18 protein-coding genes and 1 tRNA gene are annotated in these 17,876 nt (G+C 68.1%); 9 read left to right on the top strand and 10 right to left on the bottom strand.

What is annotated here, in order from left to right; translation table 11 throughout:
- Positions 1 to 24 precede the first annotated feature (24 nt).
- Positions 25 to 1,248 carry a type II secretion system F family protein gene (locus VGN66_RS16535; protein ID WP_327519889.1) on the top strand — a complete coding sequence of 408 codons (1,224 nt, stop codon included), beginning with the start codon at positions 25 to 27 and terminating at the stop codon, positions 1,246 to 1,248.
- Positions 1,249 to 1,386: 138 nt separating this feature from the next.
- Here VGN66_RS16535 and gspN read toward each other — a convergent pair whose 3' ends face one another.
- The gene (gene gspN / locus VGN66_RS16530) at positions 1,387 to 2,118 is read right to left on the bottom strand and encodes a type II secretion system protein N (RefSeq protein ID WP_327519888.1); all 732 of its coding nucleotides are present in this window, start codon (positions 2,116 to 2,118) and stop codon (positions 1,387 to 1,389) included.
- 41 nt (positions 2,119 to 2,159) lie between these two features.
- Here gspN and VGN66_RS16525 point away from each other — a divergent pair, with 41 nt between their 5' ends.
- The 4 genes from VGN66_RS16525 (at position 2,160) to VGN66_RS16510 (ending at position 5,155) form a co-directional block, all read left to right on the top strand.
- Positions 2,160 to 3,146: a penicillin-binding protein activator gene (locus VGN66_RS16525; protein WP_327519887.1), complete on the top strand. Its 987-nt coding sequence runs from the start codon at positions 2,160 to 2,162 to the stop codon at positions 3,144 to 3,146.
- Complete coding sequence (locus VGN66_RS16520; protein ID WP_327519886.1) at positions 3,143 to 3,685, top strand: type II secretion system protein GspJ; 543 nt, start codon at positions 3,143 to 3,145, stop codon at positions 3,683 to 3,685. Before VGN66_RS16525 ends, VGN66_RS16520 begins: the two co-directional genes overlap by 4 nt.
- Positions 3,682 to 4,557, top strand: coding sequence for a Type II secretory pathway component PulK-like protein (locus tag VGN66_RS16515; protein ID WP_327519885.1), 876 nt, complete (start codon positions 3,682 to 3,684; stop codon positions 4,555 to 4,557). Before VGN66_RS16520 ends, VGN66_RS16515 begins: the two co-directional genes overlap by 4 nt.
- A 226-nt stretch (positions 4,558 to 4,783) precedes the next feature.
- Positions 4,784 to 5,155, top strand: coding sequence for a MerC domain-containing protein (locus VGN66_RS16510; RefSeq protein ID WP_327519884.1), 372 nt, complete (start codon positions 4,784 to 4,786; stop codon positions 5,153 to 5,155).
- Between the two features lie 93 nt (positions 5,156 to 5,248).
- On the opposite strand, the gene hutU is transcribed toward VGN66_RS16510, so the two are convergent.
- The 4 genes from hutU to hutI are packed head-to-tail and all read right to left on the bottom strand — an operon-like array spanning position 5,249 to position 10,378.
- On the bottom strand, positions 5,249 to 6,907 hold the full coding sequence (gene hutU, locus VGN66_RS16505; protein ID WP_327519883.1) for a urocanate hydratase: 1,659 nt from the start codon (positions 6,905 to 6,907) through the stop codon (positions 5,249 to 5,251).
- On the bottom strand, positions 6,904 to 7,704 hold the full coding sequence (hutG, locus tag VGN66_RS16500; protein ID WP_327519882.1) for an N-formylglutamate deformylase: 801 nt from the start codon (positions 7,702 to 7,704) through the stop codon (positions 6,904 to 6,906). Before hutG ends, hutU begins: the two co-directional genes overlap by 4 nt.
- Positions 7,701 to 9,194, bottom strand: coding sequence for a histidine ammonia-lyase (gene hutH, locus VGN66_RS16495; RefSeq protein WP_327519881.1), 1,494 nt, complete (start codon positions 9,192 to 9,194; stop codon positions 7,701 to 7,703). The genes hutG and hutH overlap by 4 nt, the downstream gene beginning before the upstream one ends.
- Entirely contained in the window at positions 9,191 to 10,378 is a 1,188-nt protein-coding gene (gene hutI, locus VGN66_RS16490) for an imidazolonepropionase (protein WP_327519880.1), read from the bottom strand. Before hutI ends, hutH begins: the two co-directional genes overlap by 4 nt.
- Before the next feature lie 46 nt (positions 10,379 to 10,424).
- Here hutI and VGN66_RS16485 point away from each other — a divergent pair, with 46 nt between their 5' ends.
- Genes VGN66_RS16485 through VGN66_RS16470 form a run of 4 tightly spaced genes read left to right on the top strand, consistent with a single transcriptional unit; the run spans position 10,425 to position 14,107 of the window.
- Positions 10,425 to 11,768, top strand: a complete 1,344-nt coding sequence (locus VGN66_RS16485) for a formimidoylglutamate deiminase (protein WP_327519879.1) — start codon at positions 10,425 to 10,427, stop codon at positions 11,766 to 11,768.
- The gene (locus VGN66_RS16480; protein WP_327519878.1) at positions 11,765 to 12,460 is read left to right on the top strand and encodes a UTRA domain-containing protein; all 696 of its coding nucleotides are present in this window, start codon (positions 11,765 to 11,767) and stop codon (positions 12,458 to 12,460) included. Before VGN66_RS16485 ends, VGN66_RS16480 begins: the two co-directional genes overlap by 4 nt.
- A 20-nt stretch (positions 12,461 to 12,480) precedes the next feature.
- The gene (locus VGN66_RS16475) at positions 12,481 to 12,747 is read left to right on the top strand and encodes a DUF6356 family protein (protein ID WP_327519877.1); all 267 of its coding nucleotides are present in this window, start codon (positions 12,481 to 12,483) and stop codon (positions 12,745 to 12,747) included.
- Between the two features lie 4 nt (positions 12,748 to 12,751).
- Entirely contained in the window at positions 12,752 to 14,107 is a 1,356-nt protein-coding gene (locus VGN66_RS16470) for an FAD/NAD(P)-binding protein (RefSeq protein ID WP_327519876.1), read from the top strand.
- Positions 14,108 to 14,139: 32 nt separating this feature from the next.
- Here the strand turns inward: VGN66_RS16470 and VGN66_RS16465 are convergent.
- From VGN66_RS16465 to VGN66_RS16445, 5 genes are all read right to left on the bottom strand, one after another.
- Positions 14,140 to 14,216 (bottom strand) — tRNA-Pro (locus VGN66_RS16465).
- 110 nt (positions 14,217 to 14,326) lie between these two features.
- Positions 14,327 to 15,625, bottom strand: coding sequence for an FAD-dependent oxidoreductase (locus VGN66_RS16460; RefSeq protein ID WP_327519875.1), 1,299 nt, complete (start codon positions 15,623 to 15,625; stop codon positions 14,327 to 14,329).
- 86 nt (positions 15,626 to 15,711) lie between these two features.
- Positions 15,712 to 16,188, bottom strand: coding sequence for a response regulator (locus VGN66_RS16455; protein ID WP_327519874.1), 477 nt, complete (start codon positions 16,186 to 16,188; stop codon positions 15,712 to 15,714).
- Positions 16,185 to 17,231, bottom strand: a complete 1,047-nt coding sequence (locus VGN66_RS16450; protein WP_327519873.1) for a sensor histidine kinase — start codon at positions 17,229 to 17,231, stop codon at positions 16,185 to 16,187. The genes VGN66_RS16455 and VGN66_RS16450 overlap by 4 nt, the downstream gene beginning before the upstream one ends.
- Positions 17,228 to 17,737 (bottom strand): methanogen output domain 1-containing protein, encoded by a 510-nt coding sequence (locus VGN66_RS16445; RefSeq protein WP_327519872.1) that lies wholly within the window; start codon positions 17,735 to 17,737, stop codon positions 17,228 to 17,230. Before VGN66_RS16445 ends, VGN66_RS16450 begins: the two co-directional genes overlap by 4 nt.
- Positions 17,738 to 17,876 lie beyond the last annotated feature (139 nt).

The raw sequence follows: 17,876 nt of genomic DNA, 5'->3' as shown, positions 1-17,876 counted from the left end.
CTGGTGGCGGGGAGCAGGTGCTAGATGCCCGCATTTACCTATCGCGCCGCTGATCGCACGGGCGTCCAGAAAAAGGGCACCGTCGAAGCCTCCAGTGCCGCAGCCGCGCGGGCGATGCTGCGCGATCAGGGGCTGCTCCCGCTGGCAGTGGAAGCGGCGGGCGAGCGGCGGTCGATCGGGTCGATCCAACTGCCCAAGCTCGGTCGCTCGGGGATGAGCGCGCGCGAGCTGGCGACGGCGACGCGGCAGATTTCGACGCTCGTCGGTTCGGATATTCCGGTCGAGGAGGCGCTGCGGCTCGCGGCGAACCAGTCGGAGACGCAGCGGGTCTCGGGCATCCTGATGGAGGTGCGCGGCGCGATCCTCGACGGGCGCAGCTTTGCCAGCGCGCTGTCGACCCATCCCAAGACCTTCCCCGAATTCTACCGCGCATCGGTCGCGGCGGGGGAGGCGTCGGGGAAGCTCACGCAAGTGCTCGGCCACCTCGCGCATTTCGTCGAGAACCGGCAGGCGAATGCGCAGAAATTGCAGCTCGCGTTGCTCTATCCCGGGCTGCTGGCGACGGTGTCGCTTGGCGTCATCGTGCTCCTGCTGGTCTATGTCATCCCGGACATCGTCAATGTGTTCGTGTCGCGCGGGACCGACCTGCCGCTGCTGACTCGCATCCTGATTGCGGTGTCGGGGTTCCTGCAGGCTTGGGGACTGTACCTCTTGATTGCCGGGCTCGCGGCGTATTTCGTGTTCAATCGTTGGGCGGCGGTCCCGGCGAACCGGTTGAAGGTCCATCGCGGCTTCACGGAACGCTGGCCGTTCAAGCGCTTTTCCCGCCAGCATAACGCCGCGCGATTTGCGGGGAGCCTGGCGACGTTGGTCGAGAGCGCGGTGCCGTTGGTCGATGCGCTGCACGCGGCGGCGGCGGTGACGCCGAACCTGTGGGTGCGGGCGCGGGCGATGCACGTCGCGGCGCGGGTGCGTGAGGGGATCAGCCTGCGTGCGGCAATGGGTGAGGCAGGGGTGTTCCCGCTAATGCTGACCGCGATCGTCGCTTCGGGCGAGGCATCGGGCAAGCTCGGCCCGGCTTTGTCGCGCGCCGCCGATGAGTTGGACCGCGAGCTGGATGCGGTGACCAGCGCACTGGTCGCTTTGGTCGAGCCGATGGTGCTGTTGCTGATGGGCGGGATGGTGCTGATGATGGTGCTCGCGATCCTGCTGCCGATCATCAATCTGAACGATCTGGTGACGTTGTAGGGGTGGCAGTCCTCCCCGGAACGGGGAGGGGGACCAGCGAAGCTGGTGGAGGGGGCCCGAGGCAACGGATTCCCTTGCCTCGGGCCCCCTCCGTCAGCGCTGCGCGCTGCCACCTCCCCGTTCCGGGGAGGATTTTTGCTACAATTCCCCGGCAATGCTCGCCCCGGCGGGCAATCCTGCAAAGGGCAGGATACGCGCACCCTCCGGCGTCATGCGGATCGTCAGCTGACCATCCTCGCTGAGCGTCGCGGTCATCAGCAGCTGACGGCGTTGCGCGCGGGGGGTGAGGCGGATCTGGGTGGTGGTGCCGATCTTTTCGGAGGTCAGCAGCAGCGCGGGGACCGCGACCGGCGCGCCGCCGCCCTTGGGCGTGCAGGTGCCGGCGTCGGTGGTCAGGCGGCCGTCGATGCCCTGGCTCGACCCGCCGACCGCGATCCGGTCGAACTCGAGCTGCATCACCATGTCGCAGGTGAAGGGGAGGTTGGGCTGCAGCGCCTGAAGCAGCGCGGCGTGGGTGCTGCCGCTGACCTTGTCGAGCACGGTGCTGCTGAAGCCCGCCAGCGCGCGACCGCCCATATCGGTGTCGGGGCCGGTCGCGGTCCAGTCGGTGGCGAAGGCAAGGCTGGTGAGCGAGCGCAGCGGTGCCCAATGCCATTCGAACTTGCTGCCGCCGGCGACGCCGACTTCGCCATTCCACACGGTTCCGGCGACACCGGTGCGCCATGGCTGGTTCTTCACGAACACGCTGGCTGGCATCGTCGCGACCATGGCGAGGGCATAAGCAGCTATGCCCAGCACCACGAAGACGGTAAGACGCCGCCGAGCCGACCAGGATGCCCGTGAAAATGCTGCCGATTCGCCGCCGAGCACTGTTGACTGCTCTGGGATCAGGGCTGGTATTGCCATCGGCATTGCTCGCAAGTCCCTCTGTCTTCGCGGCCGACAAGGTCAAGCGTGACAAGCGGCCGGTGGCGTTGCTGCTGCCGCTGAGCGGGCCGCGCGCCGCGCTGGGCCTTAGCATGCGTCAGGGCGTGTTGCTCGCTGATTCTGGGCCGGAAATCACGGCTTATGATACCGGCGGGACGGTCGAAGGCGCGGCGCTGGCGGCGCGCAATGCGCTCAAGGCTAAAGCTGCGATGATCTTGGGGCCGGTGACCGCCGAAGAGCTGAACGCGGTGACGGCGGAGGTTGCGCGGCGGGTGCCGGTGATCGCCTTTACCAACAACGCCGTTGCGCGCGGCCCGGGCAGTTTCGTGTTCGGGATTACGCCGGCACAGGTGACCAGCGCGGTGCTGCGCTATGCGCGGTCGCGCGGGGTGCGCAATGTGGTGGTGGTCGATGACGGATCGCCCTGGAGCGTCGCGGCCGCGCTGGCGGCGGGCAAGGCGCAGGGCGAGGTCGGTCTCGACATTCGCGTGCTGACAGTCGTTGAGGGCCAGCCCTTGCCAGCTGCCGGGGATGCGCCCGATGCGGTATTGTTGCCGGGTAGCAGCGAGACGGTGTTGGCGGCGGCGCGCAACCTGAAGGGGACCGGGGTGCAGCTGCTCGGCACCGTGCAGGCGCTCGATCATCGTCCGGCGGCGCTGGAAACGCTGGAGGGCGCGTGGATCGCGAGCCCCGATCCTTCGGCGTTCGGGCGGTTTGCGGGGGAGTTTCGGTCGCGCCATGGCGGCACGCCGGGGGCGTTGGCGGCGCTGGCCTATGATGCCGGCGGGGTGGTCAAGACGTTGCGCGCGAAGGGCGCGCTCGACGAGGCGGCACTGCTGGCGGAGACAAATTACAGCTGCGTCACCGGCAATGCGCGGTTCCGCAGCGATGGGAGTGTCGCGCGCGAACTCTCGATCCTCGTCGCCGGGGCGCAGGGGTATGAGCCGGTGGCGGTGAGCCTGGGGGCGTGAACGATGGAGCTGGCGAGGAGGGATTTACCCTGCTCGAACTCATCATTTCGCTGGGCCTGTTCGCGCTGATCGCGGTGGCCGGGCTGACGCTGCTCAACAGCGTGATGACGACGCAGGAGCGGACCGAGGGGCGACTCGACCGGACCGCTGCGATCCAGCGGACGATGTTTGTACTACAGAGCGACCTTGATCAGATTACGCGTGGTGCGGTCAGCGGCGGGGGCAGCAACATCGCCTTTACCCGCGTCGCTGCCGGGATGGGCGGGCCGCCGGTGCCGCTGCGCTATGCCGCGACTGGCGGCGCATTGGTCCGTGCCGCGCCGCAGCCGCAGTTGTTGCTGACGGGGGTGAGCGGGGTGCGATGGCGCTTTCTCGACGGACAAAACTGGGTCGATCGCTGGCCACCGAATGCGGAGCGCAAGGACGCGTGGCCGCGCGCGGTGCAGGTCGAGATGCAGTTGGCGGGCGAGCGCGGGCCGCAGGGAACGTTGCGCCGTGTGGTGGCGCTGCCGGTCAAGCCGCAGGACGAGGCGCAATGATCCGGCGGGACGACGAACAGGGCATGATTCTGGTCAATGTGCTGATGTTCGTCGCCATTGCCAGCGGGCTGGTGCTGCTGATGATTGGGCGCGAAGAACTGGCGCTGGACCGGGCGCTGCGTAGCCGGGAAGCTGCGCGGGCGGCGGCTGTGGTGCGCGGGGGCGAGCTGTCGGCGGTTGCCGCGCTCCAGCGTGATGCGCTGGCTACGCCGCAGGTCGATCATGCGGGTGAAGCGTGGGCGGCGATCGGGGCGAATGGCGCTGCGATCGATGGTGGCACGTTCGACCTGGCCGTCAGCGATGCCGAGGGGCGGTTCAACGTGAACATGCTGCGCAGTGGCGACGCGGTGCCGGTGATCCTGTTCCAGAAGCTGGCGCGGATCGCGGGGCTGGACGAGCAGCAGACGGTGGAGGCGATCGCCTATATCCGCACGCAAGGGCCGGTCAGCGACATCCGCCCGATCCGGCTGATCCCCGGCGCAGACCCGGCGGCGATTGCGCGGCTGGAGCGGATGGTGACGGCGCTGCCCGGCAAGACGACGATCAACCTGAATGCGGCGGACGAGGAATTGCTGGCGTTCCTGATCGGCGATCCGCTCGCGGCGCAGCGGATCGTGGCGATCCGCAAGCGCAATGGGCAGATCACTTTGCGCGACCTGTCCGATCTCAAGGTCAGCCAGCCCCCGGGGACGGCGTTCAGCTCGAACACCTATTGGGTGCGGGTGCGGGCGAAGATCGGCGACACGACGCAGCAGGGCGCGACGCTGATCCAGCGGCGGCGGACGGCGCAGGGTGCGGTGACGACGGTGCCGGTGGCGCGCTGGCGCAATGCTGCGCTGCCGCCCGAGGCTCCGGCGCTGGCCGGCGGGTGACGGAAGTTTACACTGGCTTTACACTATCGGCGGTTTTGGCTGAGCCCCGTGTTGGGGGCGCGGTGCCGGGTGGGCTTTGGTCGGCGGGGTCAAAGAGCGCGGGGCGTTACGCCGCCTGAGATCATTGGATCATTTGAAATCCAACATTGCAAGCGCGAATGGGTCCGCCCCTTGTAATGAAGGATACACTATATCATTTGCGCCACTCAGTGATGGAGTGGTGGCGATGCGGGCGCGGTTGGTGAGTTGGTTCGACGGGTTGGCAGTGGGCGCGTCCGTGCTGTGCCTGATCCACTGTTTGGCGCTGCCAATCCTGATCGCCGCATTGCCCGCGCTGGCCGCGCGGCTCGATCTGGGCGAGGGGTTTCACCTTGCTGTGCTGGCGTTTGCGCTGCCGGTCAGCGCGGTTGCGTTGGGTGAGGGATGGCGGCGGCATCGCGGGCTGACGCCGTTGTTCGTTGGCGCGGTGGGGTTGGTGCTGCTGGCGGCAGGGCTGGCGTTCGAGGAGTGGGTTGCGGTCGAGACGGGGGTGACGGTGGCGGGGAGCCTGTTGCTGGCCGGGGCGCATGTGGCGAATTGGCGGGGGCGGGTGGTTTAGCTCCCCTCGTCGTCCCGGCCTTGAGCCGGGACAGGGCTGTCTTCCGCTCCGCGAAGAAGCCCAGCCCCGGGTCAAGCCCGGGGCGACGAGGGGTTAGAGGATTGCTGGCAGATCCAGTCCCATTTCCCCGGCGCAGGTCTTGGCGATCTCGTACCCAGCATCGGCATGGCGCATCACGCCGGTGGCGGGGTCGTTCCATAGGACGCGTTCGAGGCGCTTGGCCGCGTCCTGCGTGCCGTCGGCGACGATGACCATGCCGCTGTGCTGGGAGTAGCCCATGCCGACGCCGCCGCCGTGATGGAGCGAGACCCAGGTTGCGCCCGACGCAGTGTTGAGCAGGGCATTGAGGAGGGGCCAGTCGCTGACTGCATCCGAGCCGTCCATCATCGCTTCGGTTTCGCGGTTGGGGCTGGCGACCGATCCGCTGTCGAGGTGATCGCGGCCGATGACGATGGGGGTTTCGAGTTCGCCGTTCGCGACCATCTCGTTGAAGGCGAGGGCGAGGCGGTGGCGGTCGCCCAGGCCCACCCAGCAGATGCGCGCGGGCAGGCCCTGGAACGCGATCCGATCGCGCGCCATGTCGAGCCAGTGGTGGAGGTGGTGGTTGCCGGGGAGCAACTCCTTCACCTTGGCGTCGGTCTTCCAGATGTCCTCCGGATTGCCCGACAGCGCGGCCCAGCGGAACGGGCCGATGCCGCGACAGAACAGCGGGCGGATATAGGCGGGGACGAAGCCGGGGAAGGCGAAGGCGTTGGCGACGCCCGCGTCCTTGGCGACCTGACGGATATTGTTGCCATAATCGAAAGTGGGGACGCCCATTTCCTCGAACGCCAGCATCGCGCGGACATGGGTGGCCATCGAGGCGCGGGCGGCGGCCTCGACCTCATGCGGCGCGGTTTCGCGCTTGGCGAACCATTGGTCGAGCGTCCAGCCGGCGGGGAGGTAGCCGTTGATCGGATCATGCGCGCTGGTCTGGTCGGTCACCATGTCGGGGCGGACGCCGCGCCGGGCCAGTTCGGGGAGGATTTCGGCGGCGTTGCCGAGCAGGCCGACCGAGACGGGTGTGTCGGAGGTGCGAATGATTTTAAGTGCTTCATCGATGCTGTTCGCAGCGCGATCGAGGTAGCGGGTGCGCAGGCGCATTTCGATGCGGCTCGGCTGGCATTCGATGGCGAGGCACGACGCGCCCGCCATCGTCGCGGCGAGCGGCTGTGCGCCGCCCATGCCGCCAAGGCCGGCGGTGAGGATCCAGCGGCCCGACAGGTCGCCGCCATAATGCTGCCGCCCGGCTTCGACGAACGTCTCGTAGGTACCCTGAACGATGCCCTGGGTGCCGATGTAGATCCACGATCCGGCGGTCATCTGGCCGTACATCGCCAGCCCCTTGCGGTCGAGTTCGTGGAAATGCTCCCAGGTCGCCCAATGCGGCACGAGGTTGGAGTTAGCGATCAGCACGCGCGGGGCGTCGGGGTGGGTGCGGAACACGCCGACTGGCTTGCCCGACTGGACCAGCAGAGTCTGATCGGCGTCAAGGCGGCGGAGCGTCTCGACGATCTTGTCATAGGCTTCCCAGTTGCGCGCGGCACGGCCGATCCCGCCATAGACGACCAGGCTCTCGGGCGCTTCGGCGACATCGGGATCGAGATTGTTCATCAGCATCCGCAACGCCGCCTCGGCCTGCCAGTTTTTGGCGGAGAGCGTGGTGCCGGTGGGCGCCTTGATGCGGCGGCTATTGTCGGTGCGGGTCGTCATGCTTGGGCTTTCGCGAAGTCGATGGCGGCGGTGAGGAGCGGGCGGAGGGTGGCGTGCGCCTGCGCGGCGTGGATATCGTCCCAGCGCGGGGGCCAGTTGGCGGGGGGTACTTCGGTGACATAAGTGCGCATCGCCAGTTCCATCTGGATGGCGTGGACGCCCTTGTCGGGTTCGCCGTAATGGCGTGTGGTCCAGCCGCCCTTGAAGCGGCCGTCGATGACATGGCTGCGCTGTTGCTTCGCGCAGATCGCGGCGATCGATTGGGCGAGTTCGGGCGCGCAGGATTGACCGCTGTTGGTGCCGATGTTGAATTCGGGCAGGCGGCCGTCGAACAGCTTTGGCACCACGCTGCGGATCGAATGCGCTTCGTAGAGGACGATTGCGGGGTGAAGGGCGCGGAGGCGTTCGATCTCGGCGCGCAGGGCGGCGTGATAGGGCGCGAAATAGGCTGCGCGGCGGCGGGCGATTTCGGCTGCGTCCGGTTCCTTGCCGGGGTGGTAGAGCGGGTCGCCGTCGAAGGTTTCGGTCGGGCACAGGCCGGTGGTAAACTGGCCGGGATAGAGCGTGGCGCCGCTGGGGTCGCGGTTGACGTCGATCACGGTGCGGGAGGTTGTGGTGCGGACGATTGTCGCGCCGAGCTGAAACGCGAAGGCGTAGAGCTGGTCGATGTACAGATCGGCGTCATAGCGCGCGCGGCTCAGCGAAACGAGGTTGGGCGCGATGTCGGGCGGGATTTCGAGGCCGGAGTGCGGGATGCTGACGATCAGGGGGCCTTCGCCGCGGACGGTGACGATCATGCCTCCACCCCCGGCAGTCCGTCGCCCAGCGCGCCGCTGGTCACCAGCGCCGTGGCTAGGGCCATGTCGGGCGCGAAGTGGCGGTCATCTTCCAGCGTCGGCACCGACTCACGCAGCAGGGTGCGGGCGGCTTCGAGCGGGGCGCTGGAGGTCAGCGGGGCGTGGAAATCGCAGCCCTGCGCCGCCGCGAGATATTCGATACCGATGATGTGCGCGAGGTTGGCGGTCATCGCGAGCAGGCGGCGTGCGCCATGGCCGGCCATCGAGACATGATCCTCCTGATTGGCGCTGGTCGGGATCGAATCGACGCTCGCGGGATGGGCGCGCTGCTTGTTCTCGCTGACCAGTGCGGCGGCGGTGACCTGCGGGATCATGAAACCGGAGTTGAGGCCCGGTCGCGGGGTGAGGAAGGCGGGGAGGCCGGAAAGCGCAGGGTCGACCAGCATGGCGATGCGGCGTTCGGCGAGGCTGCCGATTTCGCAGATGGCCAGCGCCAGCATGTCGGCGGCGAAGGCGACCGGCTCGGCGTGGAAATTGCCGCCGGACAGGGCCTCGCTCGTATCGGTGAAGATGAGGGGGTTGTCGGTGACGCCATTCGCCTCGATCGCGAGCGTCGCGGCGGCTTGGCGGATCAGGTCGAGACAGGCGCCCATCACCTGGGGCTGGCAGCGCAGGCAATAGGGGTCCTGCACCCGCTCGTCGCCGTCGCGGTGCGAGGCGCGGATCGCGGAGCCTTCCATAAGACCGGCCAGCGCCTGCGCCACCTCGATCTGCCCGCGATGGCCGCGCACGGCGTGGATGCGGGGATCGAACGGGGTGTCGGAGCCTTTGGCCGCCTCGGTCGACAGCGCGCCGGTGACGAGCGCGGCGCGGAACAGCTTTTCGGTCTCGAACAGTGCGGCGAGGGCATAGGCGGTGCTGAACTGGGTGCCGTTGAGCAGGGCCAGCCCTTCCTTTGGGCCGAGCGTCAGGCCACCGAGCATCGTGCTCGCAGGCAGGCGGCGCGGGCCCATTTCGACTTCGCCGACGCCGATCATCGCGGCGGCGAGATGGGCTAGCGGGGCGAGGTCGCCGCTCGCACCGACCGATCCCTGTGACGGGATGATGGGGGTGATGCCGCGTTCGAGCATGTCCTGAAGCATCGCGATCGTTTCGGGCTTCACGCCGCTATGCCCCTGGGCGAGGCTGGCGAGCTTGAGCGCGATCATCAGGCGCACGACCGGGGCGGGCATCGGGTCGCCGACGCCGGCGGCGTGGCTGAGCACGATGTTGCGCTGGAGCGTTTCGAGGTCTTCGTCGCCGATGCGGACGCTGGCGAGCTTACCGAAGCCGGTGTTGATGCCATAGACCGGTTTGTGCCGGGCGAGGATCGCTTGCACCGCGTCGGCGCTGGCTGCGACCTTTTCATGGCACGCCGGGTCGAGCGGGGCGGGCTCGCCGCGATAGATGGCGTTCCACGTGCTGAGCGGGGTGTTGCCGGGGACGATCATAAGCCTGCGAAAACTCGTGCATGGAGGGGATTGGCGGCGATGCGGTAGACGAGCTCGGCGGGGTCGGAGATGTTCCAGATGGCGAGGTCGGCGGATTGGCCGGGTGCCAGCGTGCCGCCGTCAATGCCCAGCGCGCGGGCCGCGTTGACCGTTACCCCTCGCAGGGATTCGGCGACGGTCAGGCGAAAGAAGGTCGCGCCCATGTTCATCGCCAGCAGGATCGACGCCATCGGCGAGGTGCCGGGGTTGCAGTCTGTGGCGATGGCGATCGGGACGCGCGCGTCGCGCAAGGCCTGAACTGGCGGGCGGCGTTCTTCGCGCGTGAAGTAGAAGGCACCGGGGAGGAGCGTGGCAACGGTGCCGTTGGCGGCCATGGCGGCAATGCCGGCGGCGTCGAGATGTTCGAGGTGATCGGCGGACAGCGCGCCGTGGCGGGCGGCGAGGGCTGCGCCGTTGAGGTTGGAGAGCTGCTCGGCGTGGAGCTTGACCGGCAGGCCGTGGGTGGTGGCGGCGGTGAAGATGCGGTCGGTCTGTTCCGGAGTGTAGCCGATACCTTCGCAAAAGGCGTCCACAGCATCGGCAAGGCCGATTGCTGCTGGGATGATCTCGTTGCAGACCAGATCGACATAGCCATCTGGGTTTCCCCGATACTCGGGCGGGACGGCGTGGGCAGCTAGCAATGTGGTGCGGACGCGGATGGTGCGGACCTCGCCGAGGCGGCGGGCGGCGCGGAGCATCTTGAGCTCGTCGTCGACCGTGAGGCCGTAACCGGACTTGATCTCGACCGTGGTGACGCCTTCGCCGATCAACTGGTCGAGACGGGGCAGAGCGCTCGCAACCAGCTCGTCCTCACTCGCCGCGCGGGTGGCGGTGACGGTGGAGAGGATGCCGCCGCCGGCGCGGGCGATTTCCTCATAGGTCGCGCCCTCCAGCCGCGCCTCGAACTCCTTCGCGCGCTTGCCGGCGTGGACAAGGTGGGTGTGGCAGTCGATCAAACCGGGGGTGATCCAGCGGCCTTCGCAGTCGATGATTTGGGCGGCGTCCGGGGCTTCGGCGTCGGGGCCGACATAGCTGATCGTGTCGCCGACCGCTGCCACCGCGCCAAGCTCGATCACGCCCAGCCCGTCCCCGGTCATCGTCGCGAGACGGGCGTTGCGCCAGAGCTTGTCCGCGGGAGTCGCCATGCGTTTAGTGTTGGACAGCGCGGCCATTATGTCTAGACATATTCGCATGGCGCTCTGGTTTGAAACTGCGTTGCTGGACCATGGCTGGACCGACCGGGTCCGGCTGACGCTGGCGGGCGGGCGGATCGAGCGGGTCGAGGTCGGGGTTGAACCTGACCGGTCAGATGAGCGGCATTTCGCGGCGCTGCCGGGCCTGCCCAATCTCCACAGCCATGCCTTTCAGCGGGCGATGGCGGGGCTGACCGAGGCGCGCGGCGCGTCGGATGACGATTTCTGGTCGTGGCGTGAGCTGATGTACCGGTTCGTGGCGCGGATCGGGCCGGAGCAGTGCGAGGCGATCGCGGCGCTCGCCTATGCCGAAATGCTGGAGAGCGGGTTCACGCGGGTCGGCGAGTTTCACTATCTCCACCATAGCCCCGACGGATCGCCTTATGCGGATGTCGCTGAGATGAGCGGGCGGATCGCGGCGGCGGCGGAGATGGCGGGGATCGGTTTGACGCTGCTGCCGGTGTTCTACGCACATGGCGGATTCGGCGGTCAGGCGCCCGGGGTGGCGCAGACGCGGTTTATCCACGATGTCGATGGCTTTGCGGCGCTGGTCGAGCGCGCGGCGGCGGTGCTGCCCGATGACGGGGTGATCGGCATCGCGCCGCACAGTCTGCGCGCCGTGACGCCGGATGAATTGGGCGCATTGCTGCCGATCGCCAAGGACGGGCCGGTGCATATCCATATCGCCGAGCAGGTGAAGGAGGTGGAGGACTGCATCGCCTGGAGCGGGCGGCGCCCGGTGCGCTGGCTGCTCGACGCGGTGCCGGTCGATGCGCGCTGGACTTTGGTCCATGCGACGCATGTCGATGCCGCTGAGGTCGCAGAGATGGCCGCGCGCGGGGCTGTGGCCGGACTGTGCCCGATCACCGAAGCCAATCTGGGCGACGGGCTGTTTCCCGCAGGCGCATTTCTCGATAGCGGCGGCCCGATTGGGGTTGGGAGCGATTCGAACGTGCGGATCGATGCGGCGGAGGAGTTAAGGGTGCTCGAATATGGCCAGCGGCTGACGCTGCGCGGTCGCAATCAGCTGGCGAGCGATGTGCAGCCATCGACCGGCGCGCGGTTGTTCGATGCGGCGGTGCGCGGTGGTGGCCAGTCGCTGGGCCTCGAAACCGGCCTGGCCGCGGGACGTCCTGCCGACATCATCTCGCTTGACCGGTCCGACCCCGCCTTTGCCGAACGCAGCGGCGACGCGCTGATCGACAGCTGGATCTTCGCCAGCCGCCGCCCGATCGACTGCGTGTGGCGTGGCGGAGTCAAGCAGGTTGCGGGCGGACGGCACCGGTATCGCGACGCGATCGAGGCGCGCTATCGCACCGTGCTCCGCGAGCTGCTGGCATGAGCATCGAGGCGCGCATCCGGGGCGAGATCGAGGGGCGCATCCGCTCGGGCGAATGGGGGCCGGGAACGCGCGTGCCCACCGAATATGAGCTGATGGACGCCTATCGCTGCGCCCGGGCGACGGCGAACAAGGCGCTGAGCCGGCTCGCGAGCGAGGGGCTGATCGAGCGCAAGCGGCGCGCGGGGAGCTTTGTCGCGCGGCCCGCGATCCGCACCCCGGTGGTCGGTGTGCCGGACATCGCTGCGCTGATCGCTGATCGCGGTGAGGCGTATCGCTGGGACTTGCTGACGGTGAACCTGCACCGCCGCGCGCCCGCTGGCTTCCCGGTACGGGGATCGGGCAGCGGCTGGCTGGTGCTGACCGGGGTGCATCATGCCGGATTGCCGCCGTTCGGGTGGGAGGAGCGCTGGCTCGACCTCGCCGCTGCGCCGGGCGCGGCGGATGCGGATTTCTCCGCGACCGCGCCGGGCAGCTGGCTGCTGGCCAACATCCCGTGGACCGATGCTCGGCATCGCATTGCGGCAGTGGGAGCGAGCGCCGAAGCGGCGGGGCGATTGAAGCTGACCGAGGGCGCGCCGTGCCTGCAGGTCGAACGCTGGACCTGGCGCGGCAAGGCGCCGGTGACGTTCGCGCGACAGATCTTTCCGGGCGAGCATTACCAGCTGGTCGAGGATTTCACGCCGCGCGGCTAGCGGCATGCATGGAGACGCACATGTTCAACCGCCTGTTCCTGGACCATCCGCGCGATGTCGGCGAAAGCTATGGCGAGCATTTCGCGACGGCGGCGGGCTTTGGGGTACGGATGGTTGGCGGCGGGCTGGCGTGCATCGTCCATGCGGTCGTGCCCGTGCTGTTCGTGCGGACGGCGAGCGATACGGTGAAGTCGCTCTACGCGACGATGAAGGCGCGTCAGCCGGCCTTTGCCAAGGAGCCGCCCGCCTTCGCCGCGCCGGAGTGGCAGCTCGACTACGAAATTTAGGGGTATGCGGATCGAGCATGTCGCGATCGTTGGGGCAGGCTTTTCGGGCACGTTGCAGGCGATCAACCTGCTGCGCCATAAGGGCCCGCGCGCGACGCTGATCGAGCGGTCCGCGACTCCGGGGCTTGGCCTCGCCTACGGCGCGGCGCATCCCAGTCATGTGCTGAACGTCCGTGCGGGCAATATGAGCGCCTTTCCTGACCAGCCGGGGCATTTTGCGGAGTGGCTGGCGGCGCGCGGGGTGGCGGATGCCGCCAACGCCTTTGCCGCGCGCGTGACCTATGGCGCGTATCTGCGCGAATTGCTCGACGCGGCGGTGGCGGGGAGCGGCGGGCGGCTGGCCGTTGTGCGCGGCGCGGTGTTGGGTCTCGACCAGCAGGAGGACGGCGTTTCGCTGGCGATGGCGGACGGGAGTACAATCGGCGCCGACGCGGCGGTGCTCGCGATCGGTAATCTGCCGCCGCACGACCCGCCGGGCCTCGACCCGGCGGCGCTGCCGGACGATCTCTACAAGGGCGATCCCTGGGCCGGGGATATTGCCGACGGCCTGAACGACAGCGACACGGTGCTGGTGATCGGCACGGGCCTCACCATGATCGACGTTGCGCTGATGCTGGAGGCGCGCGGCTTTGGCGGGCGGGTCGTCGCGCTGTCGCGGCGCGGGTTGCTGCCCCGGCGGCATGAGGCGGGTGCTTCGTGGGCGCGGATCGATGAGCGGCCCGCGACCGTGGCGTCGGATTTGGTGCGAAAGGTCCGCATGCGGGCAGCGGACATCGGCTGGCGCAACGCGGTGGACGAACTGCGCCCCTTTACCCAGCCGATGTGGGCCAACGCGAGCGTGGCTGAGCGGGGACGGTTCCTCCGACATCTGCGACCGTGGTGGGACGTGCATCGCCATCGTTTGGCTCCGCAGGTGGCTGACCGGCTCGACGCAATGGCGGCGCGGGGGCAGCTTGAGGTGGTCGCGGGCAAGACGTTGGGCTTTGCTGCGGCGGATGGGGGCGTCTCGCTTCACTGGCGGCCGCGCGGTACGGATACGGCGCAGACGCTGCAGGTCCGGCGCGTGGTCAATTGCACCGGGCCGCTGGGCGATCTGGGCCGCACCACCGACCCCCTGTTGGTCGCGCTGCGCGAGTGCGGTGCGATCCGGCCCGATGCGGCGCATCTGGGGATCGACGTCAACGGCGCGGGTGAGGTGATCGGCGCTGATGGCCGCGCCAATCCGCGCCTCTTCGCGCTCGGCCCGATGACGCGCGGGGCGTTCTGGGAAATCGTCGCGGTGCCGGATATCCGGCGCCAGACCTGGGATGTCGCCCGGCGGCTGTCCAACGCGCATTGGGTCGGCGGCGAGGGGCTTTGATCTGGCTCACTGCGCCGGCCGAGATCAGAAAATGGTCGGGGAAAGAGGATTCGAACCTCCGGCCCCTGCCTCCCGAAGGCAGTGCTCTACCAGGCTGAGCTATTCCCCGACTGAGCGGCGAAGTCCTTGTCAAAGGCCCCGGGTGGGCAGACCGCGTCGCTTGGAGGCGCGCCTATAACCGCCGCTATCTTGCCTTGCAAGCGCCCCGAGCGCCTTTTTTCAGTCGCCGCGCGCGTCGAGCATTCCGGCGACGCTGGTGAACTTTTCCCGGGGAGAATCGCTGCGCGCGGCGGCGATCTCGGCGGCGTCGATCTTTTGCCAGTCGCGAAACGTGACAACGTCGACGTTGCGCGAGGCGAGGAGGGCGTCGAGCCCCGGACGACCTTGCTTGCCGCTGCCGCCCGGTGCGTCTTCGGCGATCTTCTCGGCGATGGCGAAGCCATCCGGGCGGTTGGTGCCGATCGTGCCGGTCGGTCCGCGCCGCGCCCAGCCGACCGCGTAGAGGCCGGGCACTACACGGCCTTCGTCATTGGCGAAGCGACCCGCGCGATCGTCATAGGGCACGCCTTCGATCTTCGGGGTGCGGTAGCCGATGCACGAGACGACGAGACCGGCGGGGATCGCATAGGTTTCGCCCGTGCCGATCGCCGCGCCGCGTTCGTCGAGTCGCGTGCGCTCCACGATGACCCGTTCGGCGCGGCCGTCGCCCTCGATCCGCACCGGCATGGCGTAGAAGTCGAAGATGATATGGACCGGCTTCTCGACGCTGGCCGCGGCGAAGTTGCGCAGATGCGTCACCGCCTTGCGATGGCCCGGCTCGAGCAGCGCGTCGTCCAGATTCGGCGGGAAGTCAGCGGGATCGACCACCGGGGCGGCGCGCGTCAGATTCGCGAGCTCGCCAAGTTCCTTTGGCGTCATCGCGATCTGGTGCGGACCACGGCGGCCGAGCAGCGTGATCGTCTCGATCCCCGAGCCGACCAGTGCATTGAGCGCAGGGCTGACGATGTCCGATCCGGCGAACTCACCGCGCGTCTTGGCGAGGATGCGGGCGACGTCGAGCGCGACATTGCCATTGCCGATCACCACTGCGCCGGGGCCACCGAGCGGCGGGCTCAGCGCGGCGAAGTCGGGATGGCCGTTATACCAGCCGACGAACGCGGCCGATCCGGTGACGCCCGGCAGGTCTGCGCCGGGAATCTCCAGCGGACGATCGAACGGCGCGCCGGTCGCGAGCACCACCGCGTCGTACAGGCTCATCAGTTCGGGGATCGTCACGTCCTTGCCGACCGTGACATTGCCGACGAAGCGGACCGTGTCGGTCAGCGCGACTGCCTCATACCGCCGCGATACGCTTTTGATCGACTGGTGGTCGGGCGCGACGCCGCTGCGGATCAGGCCGAACGGGACGGGTAGCCGGTCGATGATGTCGACCCGGACATCCTCCCCGAACTGTTTCTGGCATGCCTCTGCGGTGTAATAGCCCGCCGGCCCCGATCCGATCACCGCGATATGCCGCATGCCCGGTCCTTTTCTGTTGTGAGCAGAGGCTAGCGGGGAAATGGGGAAGGGCAAGGGGAATGGTCGCGGCCGTGCGGCGGGCGGGGTCAGTGCCCTTTCTGTGGCGTCTCGAGCGCGAGGCGGACGGCGGCCAGCATCTGTGAGTCGGTGAACGGCTTGACCAGCCAGCCGCGCGGGTCGGCCGCCGCGCCACGCGCCCGGATCGCGTCGTCGCAATGCGCGCTGGCGAACAGGCTGGCGATGTTCATGCCGTGCAGCGCGACGGCGGTGTCGATGCCGTCCAACTCTCCCGCGAGTCGGATGTCCATCAGGACCAGGTCCGGGGCGGCGTCGGCCACGCTTTGCAGCGCCTCCTCACCGCTATCGACGACCGCGAGGACTTCATAGCCAGCGTCCAGCAACGCCGACTCGACGCTGAGCGCGACGAAGTAATTGTCTTCCACGACCAGAATCCGGGCGCGATCCGCCGAGGGTTCGGTCCCTAAGCGCGGGTCCGATTCCGGCGTTTCGCCGGGGGGCGGACCGGCCATCGTCCAGATCATGGCAGTGTCGAGGCCGATCATTGCGACTCTCCCGCGCGTGGGGTCGGCAGCGCAAACCGCGCCATACAGCGCGCGCCGCCCTGATTTTCGATATCGAGCCTGCCGCCAAGCTGGCGGAGCAGGGCCCGGACGAGGCCAAGTCCGGAGGCCCGGCGCTGGGCGTCGGGTCCGGTAAAGCCCGGGCCATTGTCGTGAACAATCATCGTGATGTGCCCCGCATCGTGCCGGAATTCGACGGCGATCTGCTGATTGCCCTGCGCAGGCACGCCATATTTGACGGCATTGACGAGCAGTTCGTTGAGCACGAGCGCGATCGGCGTGGCGGGCTCGATCGGGAGATCGACCGGATCGACATGCTTCGCGGTTTCGAGCGGTGCGCGGGTCATGCCAGCGAGACTTGCGATCAGGCTGTTCACCAGCGCCTCGGACCCGATCGTATCCAGTCGTCCCGAACCATAGAGCAGCTGTTGCACTGCGCTGACCGCTGAAAAGCGATTGGCGGCATCGCGCAAGGCGAGATGCGCCTCGTTGCTCGTCGCCTCACGCGCGGCGCCGAGCAGCATTCCGGCGAGCATCTGCATGTTGTTCTTCACCCGGTGCTGCAATTCGCGCAGCAACAGCTCGCGTTCCCGCAGCGATTCCTGAAGCACCGCCTCGGCATGTTTGCGTTGAGTGATCTCGGTATGAAGCTCATGCACCTTGCGCGAGAGGGCGCCGAACCGATCCTCGTCGGTTTCGAGCATGCGCAGCAGGACTGCCGGGCCGTCTGACAGGGCGATGCGGTTGCCACGGCATTTCAGGCGCTCGCTGCCGCGCGCGTCGGACACGATCAGCGCGCCGACCAGCGGCGCAGACGAGCCGAAACAGCGCTGGATGAAGCGCAGTGCGTCCTGCCCGTCTCCCGCGAGGCGGTCGAGCAAGGAGCGACCCGGAAGATCGCTGCCGAGGCGCTGTTGGGCAGCCCGGTTCAGGCCGAGCACGGTTCCGTCCGCGGACACGATCAGCGTCGCTTCCGCCAGCCCGTCGAGCAGGGCCTTTGCATCCTGAGACAGCAGCGTGCTCACCGTCCGTGATAGGCGCGCGCGGTCAGTGGAAGGTCATCGCTCGCGCGCAGATAGACGGTCACGCGACAATCGGGATGGCCCTCGGCGATCGTGCGTTCCAGATCGACGGCGGCGTAGCCCAGATTCTGTGCGGCGATATGGCCGAACACGTTGGAGGTCATCATGCACAGCGACGGACGGTCGCGCACCAGTTCGCCGAACGGGCAGGCGCGATTGCCAAGGACGATCCGATCCTCGGTCTCTTCGATCACGAAGAAATCACCCTGGATGCGCCGCTTGAGGTCGATCAGCACGTCGGTGACCTGCGCCCGAGTCAGCCGATCGACGGCGAGCGCACTGCGATACTGGTGGTCGATCTGTTCGCCGACCGCGACGCCGACGACGCTGATATAGCCCGACGCGTCGTCGAGGCCGACCACGTCCTGTAGCGTTCCGGCGAGCTCGCGGATCAACGTCCGCGAAAACACGTCGCGTTCGAGCGGAAGCTCAAGTTCAGATGCTTGCATGCGCCATCGCCCCCTCTTGCCGCTCGACGCGTTACGCTTGCGCGGAGCAAGTCAAACTCATCGTCGCCGCGATGCGGTGTTCGCCAACGTCGGTCAGCCGCCGCCGCTTAACCGTCTGCCCCGAGTGAAGGCCAAATCG

This window comes from Sphingomonas sp. (genome assembly GCF_035998645.1).
Classification (GTDB): domain Bacteria; phylum Pseudomonadota; class Alphaproteobacteria; order Sphingomonadales; family Sphingomonadaceae; genus Sphingomonas.
The sequence above is the reverse complement of the archived record's forward strand: the minus strand, read 5'-3'. Positions and strand labels throughout refer to the sequence as shown.